Source organism: Peribacillus sp. NJ4, assembly GCF_030348345.1.
Classification (GTDB): Bacteria; Bacillota; Bacilli; order Bacillales; family DSM-1321; genus Peribacillus.
Genome location: NZ_JAUCFQ010000001.1, coordinates 1,568,166 through 1,587,541 on the forward strand (window position 1 = coordinate 1,568,166; position 19,376 = coordinate 1,587,541).

At 42.6% G+C, this 19,376-nt stretch carries 14 protein-coding genes; 13 read left to right on the top strand and 1 reads right to left on the bottom strand.

Annotated elements, in window-relative coordinates:
- Positions 1-130 precede the first annotated feature (130 nt).
- From dnaE to aceA, 10 genes are all read left to right on the top strand, one after another.
- A complete protein-coding gene (dnaE, locus tag QUF94_RS07905; protein WP_353957743.1) occupies positions 131-3,490 on the top strand; it encodes a DNA polymerase III subunit alpha in 3,360 nt (1,119 codons plus the stop codon).
- A 112-nt stretch (positions 3,491-3,602) separates the two neighbouring features.
- The gene (gene ystJ / locus QUF94_RS07910; RefSeq protein ID WP_289315375.1) at positions 3,603-4,844 is read left to right on the top strand and encodes an NADP-dependent malic enzyme; all 1,242 of its coding nucleotides are present in this window, start codon (positions 3,603-3,605) and stop codon (positions 4,842-4,844) included.
- Positions 4,845-4,849: 5 nt separating this feature from the next.
- Positions 4,850-5,479, top strand: a complete 630-nt coding sequence (locus QUF94_RS07915) for a FadR/GntR family transcriptional regulator (protein ID WP_289315376.1) — start codon at positions 4,850-4,852, stop codon at positions 5,477-5,479.
- Between the two features lie 90 nt (positions 5,480-5,569).
- Positions 5,570-6,433, top strand: coding sequence for an acetyl-CoA carboxylase, carboxyltransferase subunit beta (accD, locus tag QUF94_RS07920; RefSeq protein WP_289315377.1), 864 nt, complete (start codon positions 5,570-5,572; stop codon positions 6,431-6,433).
- Positions 6,430-7,431 (top strand): acetyl-CoA carboxylase carboxyl transferase subunit alpha, encoded by a 1,002-nt coding sequence (gene accA, locus QUF94_RS07925; protein ID WP_289315378.1) that lies wholly within the window; start codon positions 6,430-6,432, stop codon positions 7,429-7,431. Before accD ends, accA begins: the two co-directional genes overlap by 4 nt.
- Before the next feature lie 278 nt (positions 7,432-7,709).
- Positions 7,710-8,669, top strand: coding sequence for a 6-phosphofructokinase (gene pfkA / locus QUF94_RS07930; protein WP_289315379.1), 960 nt, complete (start codon positions 7,710-7,712; stop codon positions 8,667-8,669).
- A gap of 128 nt (positions 8,670-8,797) precedes the next feature.
- Entirely contained in the window at positions 8,798-10,558 is a 1,761-nt protein-coding gene (pyk, locus tag QUF94_RS07935) for a pyruvate kinase (protein WP_289315380.1), read from the top strand.
- An 81-nt stretch (positions 10,559-10,639) separates the two neighbouring features.
- A complete protein-coding gene (locus tag QUF94_RS07940; protein ID WP_289315381.1) occupies positions 10,640-11,032 on the top strand; it encodes an FxsA family protein in 393 nt (130 codons plus the stop codon).
- A 397-nt stretch (positions 11,033-11,429) separates the two neighbouring features.
- On the top strand, positions 11,430-13,022 hold the full coding sequence (aceB, locus tag QUF94_RS07945; protein WP_289315382.1) for a malate synthase A: 1,593 nt from the start codon (positions 11,430-11,432) through the stop codon (positions 13,020-13,022).
- Between the two features lie 38 nt (positions 13,023-13,060).
- Entirely contained in the window at positions 13,061-14,344 is a 1,284-nt protein-coding gene (gene aceA / locus QUF94_RS07950) for an isocitrate lyase (protein WP_289315383.1), read from the top strand.
- Positions 14,345-14,438: 94 nt separating this feature from the next.
- Here the strand turns inward: aceA and ytvI are convergent, their stop codons facing one another.
- A complete protein-coding gene (gene ytvI, locus QUF94_RS07955) occupies positions 14,439-15,566 on the bottom strand; it encodes a sporulation integral membrane protein YtvI (protein ID WP_289315384.1) in 1,128 nt (375 codons plus the stop codon).
- Between the two features lie 191 nt (positions 15,567-15,757).
- Here ytvI and QUF94_RS07960 point away from each other — a divergent pair, with 191 nt between their 5' ends.
- The 3 genes from QUF94_RS07960 to icd all read left to right on the top strand — a co-directional run bounded on the left by QUF94_RS07960 (position 15,758) and on the right by icd (position 19,269).
- Entirely contained in the window at positions 15,758-16,219 is a 462-nt protein-coding gene (locus QUF94_RS07960; RefSeq protein WP_289318318.1) for a DUF441 domain-containing protein, read from the top strand.
- Positions 16,220-16,742: 523 nt separating this feature from the next.
- The gene (gene citZ / locus QUF94_RS07965; RefSeq protein ID WP_289315385.1) at positions 16,743-17,858 is read left to right on the top strand and encodes a citrate synthase; all 1,116 of its coding nucleotides are present in this window, start codon (positions 16,743-16,745) and stop codon (positions 17,856-17,858) included.
- Between the two features lie 94 nt (positions 17,859-17,952).
- Positions 17,953-19,269, top strand: a complete 1,317-nt coding sequence (gene icd, locus QUF94_RS07970) for an NADP-dependent isocitrate dehydrogenase (protein ID WP_289315386.1) — start codon at positions 17,953-17,955, stop codon at positions 19,267-19,269.
- The last annotated feature ends 107 nt before the right edge of the window (positions 19,270-19,376 follow it).

The window sequence follows — 19,376 nt, forward strand, 5'->3', positions numbered from 1 at the left end:
TGCAGAGGTATTATGATAGTCGGCTGAAATCAGGATGTTAAATTGCATTGGTAATGAGAACATATTTTCTTTTTTTGAAATAAACACTATAATGAAAAGAAACATGCCTTACAAAGGTGGGAGAAAAAACGTGTATACTCATCTCCATATTCAGAGCGGATACAGCTTGCTGACAAGTACGGTTAAAATCACTGAACTTGTGGCCAAAGCGAAAGAGGATGGCTGTGAAAGTCTTGCCTTAACCGATCGAAATGTTATGTACGGTTCGGTCTATTTTTATAAAGAATGCAAGAGACAGGGAATAAAGCCAATCATCGGCATCCTTGCAGATGTCCTTGATGAACAGGAATCGGCACATGGCCTTCTTTTATTGGCAAAAAACCTGCAAGGATATCAAAACCTGCTTAAAATAAGCAGTGCCATAAAAACGAAATCCCCGTCAGGCATTCCAATGAACTGGCTTAAAGCCTATTCCAGTGGCTTGATTGCAATCACACCGGGTGCGGAGGGGCAAATAGAAACACTTTTGAGAGAAGAAAATCCTGAAGAAGCCAAACTGGCAGCAGGGCGTTTCCTGCATATTTTTGGTCATGATAACTTTTTTGTATCCATACAGAGACTTTCGATTGCGGATGAGGAGAAACGTAACGAAGCCATTAGCCAGTTGGCGAGAGATTTAGAGATAAAGATTGTCGCTACGAATCCGGTCTATTATTTGAACGAAAGCGATGCACTCGCTCAAGAAGTCCTTCTGGCAATAGGAAATGGAGACAAGCTGGCGGATGAGGCGCATACGGTTCTTGAATCCAATCAATTTTATTTGAAAAGCCGGGCTCAGATGGCTGAACTATTCCATGACAGACCTGATGAACTCGAAAATACACTTCATCTAGCCGCGCAATGCAATCTGGAAATTCCGTTTCATCGTTCACTGCTGCCTAAGTATCCTACTGAAGAAGGAATAACAGCAGAGGAAATGCTCGAAGCCGTCTGTTTCCAAGGGTTGAAGAAAAGAATGCCGGAGCCATCCATTCAATATGAAGAGCGCCTTCGGTATGAATTGGATGTCATTGCCAAGATGAAATTCAGCGATTACTTTTTAATCGTTTGGGATTTCATGAAATTCGCTAAGGACCACCAAATCCTGACTGGACCTGGAAGGGGATCGGCCGCCGGATCGATGGTCGCTTATGTGCTGTCGATAACGGATGTCGATCCAATCGAACATTCCTTGCTGTTCGAGCGTTTCCTGAATCCTGAACGTGTCTCGATGCCGGATATCGACATTGATTTTCCGGATAACCGCCGTGAAGAAGTGATTGCCTATGTCGCGAAGAAATACGGGGAACTTCATGTAGCACAAATCATTACGTTCGGAACATTAGCTGCCAAAGCTGCCTTAAGGGACACAGGACGTGTTTTCGGCTTGAATTCAAAGGAACAGGAAGCGGTATCAAAAATGATTCCAGGCCGTCTGGGCATCACGCTTCCTGAGGCATACAAGGAATCGAAAAGGCTGAGGGAGTTCGTTAATGAGAGTGACCTTAATCAAAAACTTTTTCAAACGGCGTTATTGCTTGAAGGGCTGCCCCGACATGCTTCGACACATGCGGCAGGCGTCGTCATCAGCGATCAGGCACTCACCGAGCATATCCCGATTCAGGGAGGGCATGACGGTATCCATCTGACTCAATACCCAATGGACCTCCTCGAAGAACTGGGACTGCTTAAAATGGATTTTCTTGGACTCCGTAATTTGACGCTCATCGATAATATCTTAAAGAATATCCATAAAGGAACCGGGAAAAAGCTGGACCTGTCCCATATCCCAATGGATGACCCCGAGACGTTAGCCCTTTTAGGTAGAGGTGAAACAACTGGCGTGTTTCAATTTGAATCAGATGGCATCCGAAAGGTTTTGATCAAGCTGAAACCGAACCGATTCGAGGATATCGTTGCGGTCAATGCCCTATATCGTCCAGGTCCGATGGAAAATATACCGCTGTTCATCGAGCGGAAACATGGACTGGCCCCCATCGATTACCTGCACCAGGATTTGAAGGATATTCTTGAGCCTACATACGGAGTCATCGTTTATCAAGAACAAATCATGCAAATTGCTTCCCGCCTAGCCGGATTTTCACTTGGCGAAGCTGATCTGCTCCGCCGTGCCGTTTCGAAGAAGAAGAAGGATGTGCTGGATCAAGAGCGGCAGCATTTTGTGAGCGGCTCGTTGAAACAAGGGTATTCCGAAAGAACGGCAGATGAGATTTATTCCTTGATCGTCCGCTTCGCTAACTATGGATTCAACCGAAGCCATGCGGTGGCGTATAGTATCATCGCTTATCAGCTGGGTTACTTGAAAACCCACCATCCGGAATATTTCATGGCAGCACTCATGACGTCGGTCGTCGGGAATGATGAAAAGATTTCCCAATATATCCGTGAGGCAAAAAAGAAAGGGATAACGGTTTTGACACCCTCGATTAACCGGAGCGGATACCCGTTTTTACCAGAAAAGGAAGGGATCCGTTTTAGCCTTGGGGCCATAAAAGGAATAGGCGGTACGGTTTTAAAAGAAATCTTTGCTGCGAGACGGCAAAAGAAGTTCGCTGATTTATTCGATTTCTGTTTACGCGTTTCAGGAAAAATCGTAAATAGAAAAGTGTTGGAGGCGCTTGTGCATTCAGGTGCATTTGATGAATTCGGTGAAGACCGGGCAACATTGTTGGCGAGTTTGGACGTAGCGATCAGCCATACGGAATTGGTTAATCCAGATGATGATCTATTCGATATGTTTTCGGACGGCGAGTTTTCACTCAAACCGAAATACAACAGGGTCGAGCCTATTCCAATCGAGCACAAACTCTCATTGGAAAAAAGCGCCTTGGGGCTTTATCTATCGAATCATCCGGTGACCAGCTACAGGGAACTTTTTCAGTACTTCGGATGTTTGACCATAGACGAAGCGACCAATAAAAAGGAATCGAAAGTCTTACTTGGCGCATACATTACGTCGGTTAAAACCATAAGGACAAAAAAGGGCGATGTGATGGCTTTTTTGAGCGTTAGTGATGAAGAGGGAGACATTGAAGCGGTCGTTTTTCCAAATGTTTATAAAAACCACTCTGCCGACTTGAATAATGGACAACTCGTTATGCTGCAAGGGACATTTGAAGAACGGGATGGAAAAACACAGCTTCTGATCAGGAACGTATACCCGCTTGAAAAAGTGAAACAGATGAAAGAGGAAAAAAACGGAACGATATTCCTGAAAATTGAGGCTGGCAAGCAAACGAAGGAAACACTGCAAAAAATAAAAAAAATTTTAATGCAGCATAGCGGTGAAACCAAGGTGATGCTTTTTTACGAGAGGGAAAACCGCTATGTACAGCTATCTTATTGGGATTGGGTCAATCCTACAGATAGTCTGATGCAGGCACTATTTGACATGGTCGGAAAAGGGAATGTGGTTTACAAGAGCGAATAACTGTTTTACAACTTTAATAGTTATGTTATATTGAAAACAGGCCGCTGTGGTCTGACCACTAGATTTCAGCATATATGATTTGGGTTACCCAATTTGTTTTAGGAGTGAAACTATGACATTAAGAGAAGAAGCATTACATATGCATCGCTTGAATCAAGGAAAATTAGAAACAGTTTCGAAAGTACCGGTAAGGAATGCAGTGGATTTAAGCCTGGCTTATTCTCCTGGTGTCGCAGAACCTTGTAAAGAAATTTACGATAAGCCGGAAACCGTTTATGACTATACAATGAAAGGGAATACTGTTGCAGTTATTTCTGATGGAACGGCTGTGTTGGGACTTGGAAACATCGGTCCTGAAGCTGCTATGCCGGTTATGGAAGGAAAAGCCGTTTTATTTAAAAGCTTCGCTGGAGTGGACGCTTTCCCTATCTGTTTAAAAACGACGGATGTGGACAAAATTGTAGAGACCGTTAAATTACTCGAACCGACTTTCGGTGGAGTGAACTTAGAGGACATTGCCGCACCAAATTGTTTTGAAATTGAAGAACGTCTTAAGAAAGAAATGAATATCCCTGTTTTTCATGATGATCAGCATGGTACAGCCATTGTGACTGTTGCCGGTCTTGTAAATGCATTACGACTTGTGAATAAATCAATGTCAGAAATTAAAGTGGTAGCGAATGGGGCAGGCGCTGCGGGCATTGCCATCATTAAATTGCTTTATAGCTATGGAGTTCGTGACATAATCATGTGTGATACGAAGGGTGCCATTTATGAGGGCCGTTCGACAGGTATGAATGATATAAAAGAACAAGTGGCGAAAGTGACCAATCGAAATAAGATTTCAGGACCTTTGGAAACTGTCATTCAAGACGCTGATGTATTTATAGGTGTTTCTGCTGCAGGTGCATTGACCAAAGAAATGGTTTCTTCGATGAATCGGGATGCAATCATTTTTGCGATGGCTAATCCAGATCCGGAAATCATGCCGGTAGATGCGAAAGCAGCGGGTGCCAAGGTTGTTGGAACAGGTCGTTCGGATTTCCCGAATCAGGTCAATAACGTCCTTGCTTTCCCAGGGATTTTCCGTGGAGCGTTAGATGTACGTGCGACTCATATCAATGAAAAAATGAAGGTTGCTGCAGTACAAGCCATTGCCAGTTTAATACAGGAACATGAGTTAAATGAAGACTACGTTATCCCTGCTCCATTTGATGAGAGGGTAGCGCCTGCCGTTGCGGCGGCTGTTGCCAAGGCAGCGATGGAAACGGGAGTGGCTAGAATTAATGTGGATCCCGAGGAAATTAAAGAAAAAACCAGGAAATTAGCGATCATTGGAAAAAGTGAGGAATAATTAATTTGGCAGGTCGTACTTCTTCATCCAAAATTTATCTCGATGTCGTTGAGAGCCTGCGCAGCATGATTGAAGCGGACAGCCTCTTGCCGGGAGATAAAATCCCATCAGAACGGGAGTTATCGGATCGTTTTAATGTTGGTCGTTCCTCTGTCCGTGAAGCATTGCGTGCCTTAGAGCTATTAGGATTAATAGAAACAAGGCGTGGTGAAGGGACGTTTATCAGGGATTTCCAGGAGCATAAGCTAGTCGAGCTTCTGGGAACCTTTTTTTTGCAAGATAAAAAGGTTCAAGAAGATTTGGCTGAAACGAAAAGGCTGATTGAAATTGACTGTTTGCGGATCGTCGCCTTCTTCGCTAAGGCTGAGGACATCAAATGTTTAATGGGCTGGGTCAATGAGGATGAATTTCATGATGATGATTTCTTCTTAAGAATTGCCATATTGAATCGTAATCGATTGCTGGAAAGAATTTGGCGTATTGTCAACAGCTATGCTAGAACATCAGAGATGGAACAGGGTAATGTGAAAAAAGAAGACTATCTGGCACTTCTTACATATTTGCTCGAACGGGATGAAGAAAAAGCCATCGAAACGTATCTTATTAGAATTAGAAATATGTCGAAGGACGAATGACACCTTTTTACACGATACTAATTTTATTTCTGATATAGTTTGTACCAAGTATCATAAAATAGATAATTGGTGGTAAAGGGAGGATTAAGCTTGCTTAAAGAGCTATTTGCGAAGTCTAAGAAGAAATATGCAACAGTTCCTTTTGATCGGGAGAAACAAGATGTACCAGAAGGAATCATGACAAAATGCTCCGGCTGTAAAAAAATCATGTATACAAAAGAATTAGTGAAAAACAAGAAAGTCTGTCTGCATTGTGGGTTCCATCATCCGATGTCTTCCCATGAGCGTATCGAATGTTTATTCGACGCCGGCAGCTTTAATGAATTTGATAAAGAAATGATTTCAGTTAACCCACTTGAATTTCCGGATTACTTGGATAAATTGGAAAAAGATAAAAAGAAAGCCAAGATTAATGAGGCAGTTGTTACAGGAGTAGGAAGCATCAATGGGTACCAAGTTTCAACAGCCATCATGGATTCGAATTTCCGGATGGGAAGCATGGGATCCGTTGTTGGGGAAAAAATCACCCGTGCCATTGAACGTGCAGGCGAATTGAAGATTCCGTTTATCATTTTTACGGCTTCAGGCGGCGCTCGGATGCAGGAGGGTGTTTTAAGCTTGATGCAGATGGCAAAGACAAGTGCAGCACTTAAGATGTTCAGCAATGAAGGCGGACTGATCATATCAATGATGACTCATCCTACCACAGGTGGGGTTTCGGCAAGTTTCGCGTCACTTGGTGATATTAATCTAGCCGAACCTGGAGCCCTTATTGGTTTTGCGGGACGAAGAATCATTGAACAGACGATTCATGAAGAACTTCCTGAAGATTTCCAAACGGCTGAATTCTTGATGAAGCACGGCCAATTGGATGCAGTCGTCAACCGTACGGAAATGAAAGAAACCTTGACGACAATCCTTAAAATCCATGCCCCGGGTGGTGAATGGTCATGATTTACGAATTAGAGTTCGAGCGTCCCGTTACGGACCTGAGAAATAAGATTAAAGAACTTAAGGCAATTTCGAAGGATGCCGACGTAGACCTTACAGTTGAAATCGAAACGTTGGAAAAGCGTTTAGAGAAGCTGGAAGTGGATATTTATAACCATTTAAAACCGTGGGATCGCGTTCAGATTGCCCGGCATCCAGCCCGTCCGACGACGCTTGATTACATTCCGCTATTATTCAATGAGTTCATGGAGTTTCATGGTGATCGTTATTATGGGGATGATGAAGCAATTGTGGCTGGAATCGCAGAGTTTGATGGACTTGCCGTGACTGTCATCGGTCATCAACGAGGTAAGGATACGAAGGAAAACATCCGTCGCAACTTTGGCATGCCCCATCCGGAAGGCTATCGAAAAGCTTTGCGTCTGATGAAACAGGCGGAAAAATTCAATCGGCCTATCATTTGTTTCATTGATACAAAGGGAGCTTTCCCGGGTAAAGCTGCTGAAGAGCGCGGGCAAAGTGAAGCCATTGCGAAAAACCTTTTCGAAATGGCAGGGTTGAAGGTGCCGGTCATCAGTATCGTCATCGGTGAAGGCGGAAGCGGCGGTGCATTGGCACTTGGCGTTGGAGACCGAATTTTCATGCTTGAGAATTCAACATATTCGGTCATTTCCCCTGAAGGGGCTGCAGCCTTGCTGTGGAAGGATGCTTCTCAGGCCAAGAGGGCTGCAGAAACAATGAAAATCACGGCTCCCGACTTAAATCGCTTAGGAGTCATCGATGAGATCATTCCAGAAGTGAGAGGCGGCGCCCACCGTGATGCAAATGTACAGGCAGAAGCCATCAAGGAAATCCTTAAACGTTCATTCAATGAACTTCTGCCATTGAATAGTGATGACCTCATCAACCAGCGTTACATGAAATTCAAGAAAATCGGTGAATATGAATTTGCAAAACAACCTGAGGGCGAACCTAAGGAAGAAGTGGAACAGCATTCATAAACACATTTAGCAAAAGGAAAAACGTGCTGCCTGGGGCAACACGTTTTTTCATCCTTTCATTGAAGCAAGAGTATTCATTACAGAACGAGTGAAGAATATGGTTTGTGTGAAGAATGTAAACTTTTACGCCGTTTTACTTCAATTTCTGAAGAGAATCGGTTAGGCTTATAACATCAAGTGAGTATAAGTGAAACAGTTATTGCTTATTGAAGCTTGAAAAAGGGTACAATGATATAATGAAGCTTATAATTGATTAGTGCTGTAGAGAGGTGACATTTATGAAAAGAATTGGTGTATTGACAAGTGGAGGAGATTCTCCAGGCATGAATGCGGCAGTCCGAGCTGTTGTTCGGAAAGCGATTTTTCATGAAATGGAGGTCTTCGGAATTTATCATGGCTATCAGGGTTTGATAAATGGCAATATAAAGAAGCTTGAACTTGGGTCGGTCGGCGATATCATTCATCGAGGCGGCACAATGTTACATACGGCTCGCTGTCCGGAATTCAAGACGGAGGAAGGCCAGCTGAAAGCGATTGAACAATTGAATAAACTTGGTATCGAGGGCATTGTCATAATAGGTGGCGATGGTTCTTACCGCGGAGCGAAAGCTTTAACGGAAAGGGGCTTCCCTTGTATCGGCGTTCCTGGAACGATTGATAATGACATACCGGGTACGGACTTTACGATTGGTTTCGATACGGCACTGAATACGGTCATCGATGCTATCGATAAAATTCGGGATACGGCAACTTCCCATGAAAGGACTTATGTGGTTGAAGTGATGGGAAGAGATGCCGGCGATATCGCGCTTTGGGCTGGATTGGCTGGCGGAGCTGAAACGATTCTTTGTCCCGAATATGAATACGATATAGAAGAACTGATTGGGAAGCTGAATCGCGGACATGACCGTGGGAAAAAGCATAGTATCATCATTGTAGCTGAAGGTGTTGGAAGTGCCGTTGATATTTCCAGGAAAATTGAGGCGAAGGCAGGATTTGAAACCCGTGTAACGGTCCTGGGCCATGTTCAGCGCGGAGGATCTCCTTCTGCAAATGACCGGGTATTGGCAAGCCGACTTGGAGCAAAAGCTGTTGAATTGCTTCTTGAAGGCAAAGGGGGCAGGGCTGTTGGGATAGAACAAAATCGACTGGTTGATTATGATATCATCGAAGCTCTTGCCAAACCTCATACAATCGACCAAAAAATGTATGATTTATCCTCAGAGCTATCCATTTAATCAGTATTGATCAATGATAGGAACTGCTCTGGATGAAATTTAGTATTTGAAAGATGAGACTAAAACACTACGCCCCTGTCTTCAAAAGGTGGACAGGCGGCGAGTTTTCCTTAGAGGAGGATGACACTATGCGTAAAACCAAGATTGTTTGTACGATTGGCCCTGCAAGTGAAAGCATAGAAAAACTGGTTCAATTAATAGAAGCGGGGATGAACGTGGCCCGGCTTAACTTTTCTCATGGAAATCATGAAGAACATGCCGCTAGAATCCGCAATATCAGGGAAGCAAGTGAAAAAGCGGGTAAACAGGTCGCTATCCTGTTGGATACAAAAGGACCTGAAATACGGACAAATAATATGGAAAATGATTCCATTGAGCTGATGGCAGGCAATGAAGTCATTATTTCCATGAATGAAGTCCTGGGAACCCCTGAAAAATTCTCCATTACCTATGAAGGGCTTCTGCATGATGTCCACCCGGGATCTAAAATCCTTTTGGATGATGGATTGATCGGTCTTGAAGTGTTGAAGATTGATGAGGTAAGAAAAGAAATCCGTACCAAAATATTGAATAGCGGTACACTTAAGAACAAAAAAGGCGTGAATGTTCCAGGTGTTTCGGTTAACCTGCCAGGCATAACTGAGAAAGATGAACAAGATATCCTTTTTGGGATCGAACAGGGTATCGACTTCATTGCTGCCTCATTTGTACGTAGGGCTTCCGATGTGCTTGAAGTGCGTGAATTATTGCAGCAAAATGGAGCGGAACATATTCAAATCATCCCTAAAATCGAAAATCAAGAGGGCGTAGACCGGCTTGATGAAATCTTGGAAGTTTCTGATGGTTTGATGGTAGCCCGTGGCGACTTGGGAGTGGAAATTCCTGCTGAAGAAGTGCCATTAGTCCAAAAACAAATGATCAAAAAATGTAATAATGCCGGGAAACCTGTCATAACGGCTACACAAATGCTCGATTCGATGCAGCGTAACCCAAGGCCAACCCGTGCAGAAGCAAGTGATGTCGCCAATGCCATATTTGATGGAACGGATGCCATCATGCTTTCTGGTGAAACAGCTGCTGGTACCTATCCTGTCGAAGCTGTGCAAACGATGCATAATATTGCTTCACGTGCTGAAACTGCGCTTGATTATCGGGATATATTATCAGTCAGAAGCAAAGTGAACCGTCATAATGTCACGGATGCAATTGGTCAATCCGTTGCCCACACCGCGCTTAATCTTAATGCCGGAGCAATCATCACCCCTACAGAAAGTGGCCATACGGCACGAATGATTTCTAAATACCGCCCTAAAGCACCGATCATTGCCGTTACATCCAATGATCATGTTTCAAGACGGCTTGCATTGGCTTGGGGAGTCTATCCGCAGATTGGTCCTAAAGCGACGACTACCGATGAAATGCTTCAAACCGCAATAGATGAAAGCTTGCATTCCGGCTTAGTGTCCCATGGGGATTTGGTCGTCATAACAGCCGGTGTGCCTGTAGGTGAAACAGGTACGACTAACTTGATGAAAATTCATGTGTTGGGAGAAGTTCTTTTGAAGGCTCAAGGAATCGGCAGGAAGTCTTCGAAAGGTGAAGTGGTTGTTGCCAAGAATGCCAAGGAAGCTTTGGAAAAAGTGACGGCAGGCTCTGTATTGGTTACAATCGGTTCGGACCGCGATATGATGCCAGCGATTGAAAAGTGTGCGGCATTGATTACGGAAGAAGGCGGTTTGACAAGCCATGCCGCTGTCGTAGGAGTCACATTGGGCATTCCGGTCATCGTGGGTGCAGAGGACGCAACAAAAATTTTCACGGATGGGCAAAGAATAACAGTCGATGCAGGTCGTGGAGTCATTTATGATGGACATGCCAACGTTTTGTAAAACGAAATTTTGGCTGATTCCGTGCCAATGAGGTAAGATGGATGTACCGCACCAGAAATGGGCTGTGCAGGAGGAATGTAGATGAAATATTTTTTATTGTTTATCATTGCGATGCCGGTCGTTGAAATCATTGTCCTATTGCTGTCAGGCAATATGATTGGTTTTTGGCCAACGCTGTTCCTGATTGTAGCCACAGGTTTAATCGGAGCTTATTTGGCTAAACGGCAAGGGATGGAAACATGGAAAAAGGCACAGGAACAGATTCGTTATGGAATGATGCCTGGAAATGAAATCATTGATGGAATCTGTATCTTTATCGGAGCTGCACTGTTGCTGTCCCCTGGGCTCATCTCGGATATCATGGGATTGATCCTTGTGCTTCCGCCAACCCGGAATCTCCTCAAACCGATAGTTATCCGGTTTATCATGAACAGGATGAATAAAGGGAAAGTTACCATCATTCGGCATAAATAATACAAGGCTGTCTAAGGGCTCAAGCTTTTAGGCAGCCTTTTTGGTTTGGATAAAAAAAGAATTCATCAAAAGCATCCAAGGGTAATCATTGGATGTTTTTTTTGCATTTAATTGAAATGGGACAAGACATTGGGCAATTTAATGTATTTGGATTTTAACTGTTTCACCATTAAAAGATGATTTCAAGAGGTTGAAACAGTGTATAATAACAGAATTTTTGAATTTTTTATCCCGTGAAAACATTGATAAATTAGGCTTTTCCATTAAATAATTCTTTTTTTGAGATTTTTTAGAAAAAACTGGTGACAAATTTATACAACGTGTTATATAATACAAACAGGAAATAAAACAACTGTATTATAACATAGGATATTTGGAAAGGGTGTGGAGAGGCAACATGATTACGGGAGCAAAAGGCTTACAAATTACAGGCAACATTAAGCCTGGATATGAACAAATACTTACAACGGAAGCTCTTCAATTCATCGAAAGAATTGAACGGCATTTCGGTGAAAGAAGGAGAGAACTTCTAGAACGGCGTAAAATCGTTCAGGAAGAGCTGAATAAAGGTAAGCTGCCTGATTTCCTTGAGGAAACGAAGCATATTCGTGAAAGTGATTGGACGATTGCGCCCCTTCCGAATGACTTGCAGGACCGCAGGGTTGAAATCACTGGACCAGTTGACCGTAAGATGATCATTAATGCCATGAACTCGGGTGCCAATGTATTCATGGCTGACTTTGAAGACGCCAACTCACCAACTTGGGAGAACTGCATTGATGGTCAACTGAATTTGCGCGATGCCATCCGTGGTACCATTTCATTTAAAAATCCAAATGGTAAAGTGTATGAATTAAATGAAAAGACGGCTGTTCTAAAGGTAAGGCCACGCGGCTGGCATTTAGAGGAAAAACATATCATGTTAGATGGACAGCCTATATCAGCCAGCATTTTTGACTTTGGACTGTACTTTTATCACAACGCAAAAGCATTGGTCGAACAACAAAGCGGTCCATACTTCTACTTACCAAAAATGGAAAGTCATCTGGAAGCAAGATTATGGAATGAAATATTCGTGTATGCACAAAACGATTTGAGAATTCCGCAAGGAACCATCAAGGCAACGGTCTTGATAGAAACGATTCTTGCCGCATTCGAAATGGACGAAATTCTGTACGAGCTGAAAGAACATTCGGCAGGCCTGAACTGTGGCCGCTGGGATTATATCTTCAGTTTCCTGAAAAAATTCCGTCACTCGGATGATGTGATCTTCCCTGACCGGTTACAGGTCACGATGACCGTCCCGAACATGAGAGCTTATTCCTTATTGGCAATCAAAACATGCCACACCCGTAATGCTCCGGCAATCGGCGGGATGGCAGCGCAAATTCCAGTTAAAAATGACCCGATTAAGAACGATGAGGCTTTTGCGAAAGTCCGGGCAGATAAAGAACGCGAAGCAAGAGACGGTCATGATGGAACATGGGTTGCCCACCCAGGTATGGTAAGAACGGCAAAAGAAGTTTTTGACCTGCTTGTTCCAAAACCGAATCAAATTTTCCGCAAACGGGAAGATGTCCATGTAACAGCCCAAGAGTTGCTGGCTGTACCCGAAGGAACGATTACAGAGGCAGGATTAAGGACTAACATTAACGTAGGCATCCAATATATTGCCTCCTGGTTAAGTGGCAGAGGGGCAGCACCCATTAATAACTTAATGGAAGATGCAGCAACCGCTGAAATTTCAAGAGCTCAAGTCTGGCAATGGATCCGTCATCCTAAAGGCATTCTCGAAGATGGCAGGAAAATAACCGAAGAATTATTCCATCAAATCAAGGAAGAAGAATTAGCTGTCATTAAATCGGAAGTGGGGGAAGAAACTTTCAAATCAGGAAAGTTTGAAGAGTCTACTAAACTATTCGAAGAATTGATAGAAGCGGATGACTTTGCAGATTTCTTAACCAATCCGGCATACGAACAATTATCATAATATTTAAAATATTAAATATAAATTAGGAGGAAAATATAATGATGAATGAAAGAGCGCAACAATTAAAACAAAGCTGGGAAAATGACTCACGGTGGACTGGGATTAAACGTCCATATACGGCGGAAGAAGTTATTAAATTAAGAGGTTCTATCGATATTGAACAGACCTTGGCACGCCGTGGTTCTGAAAAACTATGGAATCTATTAAATACAGAGGATTTCATCAACGCATTGGGAGCATTGACTGGTAACCAAGCAATGCAGCAGGTGAAAGCTGGTTTAAAAGCAATTTACCTAAGCGGCTGGCAAGTGGCTGCCGATGCTAACATTGCAGGGCAAATGTACCCCGACCAAAGTTTATATCCAGCCAATTCCGTGCCGCAAGTGGTTAAACGCATTAATCAGACACTTCAGCGCGCAGATCAAATCAGCTTTGCTGAAGGAAAAAGTGATATCGATTGGTTCGCTCCTATCGTAGCGGATGCTGAAGCCGGCTTTGGCGGTTCCCTTAATGTCTTCGAATTAATGAAAGGCATGATCGAAGCTGGAGCGGCAGGCGTTCACTTTGAAGATCAGCTTTCTTCCGAGAAAAAATGTGGCCACCTAGGCGGTAAAGTTCTTCTGCCAACCCAAACGGCAGTACGTAATTTAGTTTCCGCCCGATTGGCAGCAGACGTAATGGGTACACCGACTATCTTAATTGCCCGGACGGATGCTGATGCTGCAGATTTGATCACCGATGATATCGATCCGGTCGATGCACCATTCATCACTGGCGAAAGGACTCCAGAAGGATTCTACCGTACCAAAGCAGGTCTTGACCAAGCGATTGCAAGAGGCCTTGCTTATGCACCGTATGCCGATCTTATCTGGTGTGAGACTTCTGAACCTAATCTAGCGGATGCTCGCCGCTTTGCCGAAGCGATCCATGCAGAGTTCCCGGGTAAACTCCTTGCTTATAATTGTTCGCCATCATTTAACTGGAAAGCGAAATTAAGTGATGAAGAAATTGCGAGCTATCAAGTTGAATTAGGTAAATTGGGTTATAGATTCCAATTTGTTACCCTTGCAGGATTCCACTCATTGAATCATAGCATGTTCAATCTTGCCCTTGGTTATAAAGACCGCGGCATGGCTGCATACTCAGAACTTCAACAAGCGGAATTCGCCAGTGAATCCGATGGCTACACAGCAACACGTCATCAGCGTGAAGTGGGAACAGGTTATTTTGATGAAGTGGCACAGGTCGTTTCTGGTGGTACATCATCCACTACAGCACTTGCAGGTTCTACTGAAACAGAACAATTCGAGACGTCAAAATAATTTTAGCTTGAAACCAAAAATCCGCCTCGTACCCGAGGCGGATTTTTATATGGAGATGGGAGAATGCTATAAGGTATAAAGATAGCGGGATTACTTATGTGGTTTTCTTTGTATCCGGACCGATGATGAAAGCCCATATGGCCTTGAAGACATTGGCACGCTGAAGTGTATTGAATATGACAAGAACGACAGGACCTGCGATCAGACCTAGGAAACCAATCAATTTGAAGCCGATGAACAAGGCGATGAGAGTGGCAAGCGGATCCAAACCAATACTGGAAGAAAGAACTTTTGGCTCTATTAACTGACGCTGGACAACAACGATTATGTAAAGGACGGACAAACCGATTGCGAGACTTGTATTTCCAGCGATGAATTCAAAGATGATCCAAGGAATGAAAATGGTTCCTGTCCCTAAATAGGGGATGATATCGACCAATCCGCATATCAGGGCAATGGTAATTGAATAATTCACCCCTAAAATGAGAAATCCGATTAGAATCGTAACGGTCGTCAATGAAACAAGAGTGAATTGTGCACGGATAAAACCAAACAAAGCACGTTTTAAATCCCTGAATAAACGCTTGGCACCTGCAAAAATCTTATCAGGCAACACTTTTCCGGTCATGCGCCCAAAGGTATCCCAATCTTTACTGATGAAGAATGTGCCCAGTAGGGTAAAGAGGAGTGCCGTTGCTGTAGTGGGAAACCATCCGATGATTGTCGGAATGTTCTTCAAGAACGCTTGAATGAAGCCGCTTACTCCGGTAGTGATGGATTCACCGATATTTTGGATATTCTTGAGGACTGTATCTTGCTGTTCGATATCCAAATTATTGAACATGGCAGCTATTTGATTATATAAAGGGATGACGGTGGACGCGATGTATGTTTCTATATAGTCCACGATAGTCTCAATGTGCTTTGGTATGACTCCGGCAAGGTAATTGGTCCCTGATATGATCTCGGTAACCAGTAAGGTGATAAGACCCGCAAATAAAAGGAAAATGAGTAAAAGGGAAACGAATACAGCCAATCCTCTTGGCAGCCTTCCTTTCCTTTCGAAAAAAGTGACCAGAGGGTTCATCAAGAAAGCGATTATCAAGGCAATGATGAATGGATATGTATATTTAGATAAATAAAACAAGGCAATTCCACCTAAGATTATCCCTCCGACGACCAGTAAAGAACGAATGAAACGATTTATATATACTGGATTCAAGACATATCCTCCTTCAATCATAAAGTTTGTATTATAATTGTAACGAGTATGGAAAAGAAAGGAAAGATTCTTTCGTCTTTCGCTTAAATTTTTTCCGATGATGCATTGCTCCAGAATTCGATCTTTTCTCAGGAAAGAGGGGAGTTTGTTATGTTAAAATAACAAAAATGACGAAAGAAGGTGAAGGGAGAATGATAAACGGTCCTGTTGTATTTTTAATTTTACTTGCAGCAATCGGTTGGTTTGGCAAAAATACGTCACTGATCATGGCTGCGGGTTTTCTTTTAAGCATGAAACTGATCGGCCTCGATACTAAAGTGTTTCCGTATCTGGAAGCGAAGGGAATAAACTTGGGCGTTACGATCATTACGATCTCCGTACTCATACCCATAGCGAATGGGACGATAGGTTTCAAAGAGCTCGGTGACGCCATTAAATCTCCTTATGCCTGGATTGCGCTTGCATCTGGTATAGCGGTTGCACTCATAGCGAAAAATGGGATTACCCTCCTATCACATGATCCGCACATTACCACGGCTCTTGTTTTTGGGACGATTCTTGCGGTCGCATTATTCAAAGGTGTGGCTGTCGGTCCGTTAATCGGGGCGGGAATTGCTTATTTATGCATGCAGATCTTCAATTTTTTTAAATGAAGCGTTGGCAAATGATAGATGGGGTCGTCAATCTTGAGAATAAAATTTTCTATCTAATGTTTCATTTATTCTGCTTTGTGGCATTTTTTCAAAATCCCATAAAAAAAAGCAAGAGAATATGTAGCTAATTTTTCTAATAAAATAATAATTTTTTCACATTTTAGGTGCTTTTCATTCCCAAAAAAGTGTTTATTGTTTATAATAATCATGTAACTGCTCTGATTTATTAAAAAGGGATTCAGAATATCATTGATATTTTGAGGAATCTTAAAAAAAAGATGTAGTTATTGAGCAAGCGCTCACTAGGAATAGCTACAAGCATTATTTTTAGATTTTCTTATTAAAGATTATCGTACATTTTACTATTGTTGGGGTCATATTCTGTGAACGCTTCCAATACAAGATGTATGTCTTCTGCTAAAAAATAGATGGTTGTATATAATAGCTAATTCCTTGGAAGCGCTATATTTATACGCAATGAGCAAGGGCATAGGGGAATACTTAGGAAAAGGAGAGATTTAGTATGACAGCAACAAAAGGTCTTGAAGGTGTGGTAGCAACAACTTCATCAGTAAGCTCCATTATCGATGATACATTAACGTATGTAGGATATGACATCGATGATTTGGCTGCAAACGCAACATTCGAGGAAGTAATCTATCTTTTATGGCACGGAGCTCTTCCGAACAAAAGCCAACTAGAAGAATTAACTAAACAACTTGCTGAAAATGCTGAAATTCCAGCTGAAGTGGTTAATCACTTTAAAACATACCCAATTGATAAAGTACATCCAATGGGAGCTCTTCGCACAGCAGTATCTCTTCTTGGTCTTTATGATGAAGAAGCAGATGTAATGAGTGAAGACGCTAACTATCGTAAAGCAATCCGCATCCAAGCAAAAATCCCTACATTGGTAACCACTTTCGCTCGCACCCGTCAAGGTAAAGAAGCGGTTGCGCCACGTACAGATTTAAGCTTTGCTGCTAACTTCTTATATATGTTAAGCGGTAATGAACCAACGGCAATCGAAGAAGAAGCATTCAACAAAGCATTGGTTCTTCATGCTGACCATGAATTGAACGCTTCCACATTCACTGCACGCGTTTGTGTGGCTACTTTAGCTGATATCTATTCTGGCGTAACTTCTGCCATCGGCGCTTTAAAAGGCCCACTTCACGGCGGAGCTAACGAACAAGTCATGAAAATGCTTACAGAAATTGGTACAGTGGATAACGTTGAGCCATATATCAACGAAAAATTAGCCAATAAAGAAAAAATCATGGGCTTTGGCCACCGTGTATACCGTAAAGGTGATCCACGTGCTAAACACCTTAAAGAAATGTCTCAAAAACTGACTGAACTTACTGGACAACCGCAATATTATGATATGTCCATCAAAATTAATGAAATCGTAACTGGTCAAAAAAATCTTCCGCCGAACGTGGATTTCTATTCTGCTTCCGTATACCATAGTTTAGGTATCGAGCATGACCTATTTACACCAATCTTTGCTGTAAGCCGTGCTTCAGGCTGGATTGCTCATATCCTTGAGCAATATTCAAACAACCGCCTTATCCGTCCGCGTGCAGAGTACGTTGGACCAGGTATGCAAAAATACGTACCGATCGAAAAACGCTAATTAAAAGTTTTTCGAGAAAATATTTTTTATTTCAACGAATTTGTAGTAAATTAATAGATGTGAGTAAAAAGGGTTAGTGGTTCTGCCTCAATTAATGGCAGGCCATCTAACCTTTGAATTTGAATCGGAGGTAAGAGACATGACACAAAGCCAAAAAATCACAGTTACTAACGGTGCTCTTAACGTACCAAACAACCCAATCGTTCCTTATATTGAGGGAGACGGAATCGGTCCTGATATCTGGGCAGCAGCTTCTCGCGTTTTAGACGCAGCAGTTGAAAAAGCTTACAATGGCGAAAAGAAAATCGAATGGAAAGAAGTTTTAGCTGGACAAAAAGCATTTGACCAAACAGGCGAATGGCTTCCACAAGAAACTCTTGATGTCATTAACGAATATCTAATCGCTATTAAAGGACCCCTTACAACTCCAATCGGTGGCGGTATCCGCTCATTGAACGTTGCATTGCGTCAAGTATTGGACTTATTCGTATGTCTACGTCCAGTACGTTACTTCGATGGTGTACCTTCACCAGTTAAACGTCCAGAAGACACTGACATGGTCATCTTCCGTGAAAACACTGAAGATATCTATGCTGGTATCGAATATGCAAAAGGTTCTGACGAAGCTAAGAAATTAATCGACTTCCTACAAACTGAATTCGGAGTTAAAAACATTCGTTTCCCTGAAACTTCAGGTATCGGAATTAAACCGATTTCTGAAGAAGGAACAAAACGTCTTGTTCGCTCTGCACTTAACTATGCGATCAAAGAAGGCCGTAAATCATTAACGCTTGTTCATAAAGGTAACATCATGAAATTCACGGAAGGCGCATTCAAAACTTGGGGTTATGAAGTTGCAGAACAAGAATTCGCTGAAAAAGTGTTTACATGGAACCAATATGACAAAATTAAAGATGCTGAAGGCACTGAAGCTGCTAACAAAGCACAATCTGATGCTGAAGCTGAAGGCAAAATCATCGTTAAGGATTCCATTGCTGATATCTTCTTACAACAAATCCTGACTCGTCCTAAAGAGTTTGATGTTGTTGCAACAATGAACTTGAACGGAGATTACATTTCTGATGCATTAGCTGCACAAGTTGGCGGAATCGGTATCGCTCCAGGAGCAAACATCAACTACGAAACTGGACATGCCATTTTCGAAGCAACTCACGGAACGGCTCCTAAATATGCTGGTCTTGATAAAGTTAACCCATCTTCAGTACTTCTTTCAGGCGTTCTTTTACTTGAGCACCTTGGCTGGAACGAAGCTGCAGATAGCATCACGAAATCAGTGGAACAAACAATCGCTTCAAAAGTTGTTACATACGACTTTGCCCGCCTAATGGAAGGTGCAACAGAAGTTAAATGTTCTGAGTTCGCTGACGAGCTTATCAAAAACCTTAAATAATAATTGCTTACATGCTTTCTGGAAAATTGCCTTAACGGGCTTCTTTCCAGGAGGCTTATATTATATGTGCATGAAAATGTTTAAAGTATTCCAAAAGTATTTACATA

Excerpts from the sequence above, each read along its gene's own strand:
- ystJ (WP_289315375.1), top strand. The coding sequence starts at position 3,603 with ATGACATTAAGAGAAGAAGCATTACATATGCATCGCTTGAATCAAGGA.
- accA (WP_289315378.1), top strand. The coding sequence starts at position 6,430 with ATGATTTACGAATTAGAGTTCGAGCGTCCCGTTACGGACCTGAGAAAT.
- pfkA (WP_289315379.1), top strand. The coding sequence starts at position 7,710 with ATGAAAAGAATTGGTGTATTGACAAGTGGAGGAGATTCTCCAGGCATG.
- pyk (WP_289315380.1), top strand. The coding sequence starts at position 8,798 with ATGCGTAAAACCAAGATTGTTTGTACGATTGGCCCTGCAAGTGAAAGC.
- QUF94_RS07940 (WP_289315381.1), top strand. The coding sequence starts at position 10,640 with ATGAAATATTTTTTATTGTTTATCATTGCGATGCCGGTCGTTGAAATC.
- aceB (WP_289315382.1), top strand. The coding sequence starts at position 11,430 with ATGATTACGGGAGCAAAAGGCTTACAAATTACAGGCAACATTAAGCCT.
- aceA (WP_289315383.1), top strand. The coding sequence starts at position 13,061 with ATGATGAATGAAAGAGCGCAACAATTAAAACAAAGCTGGGAAAATGAC.
- QUF94_RS07960 (WP_289318318.1), top strand. The coding sequence starts at position 15,758 with ATGATAAACGGTCCTGTTGTATTTTTAATTTTACTTGCAGCAATCGGT.
- citZ (WP_289315385.1), top strand. The coding sequence starts at position 16,743 with ATGACAGCAACAAAAGGTCTTGAAGGTGTGGTAGCAACAACTTCATCA.
- icd (WP_289315386.1), top strand. The coding sequence starts at position 17,953 with ATGGCAGGCCATCTAACCTTTGAATTTGAATCGGAGGTAAGAGACATG.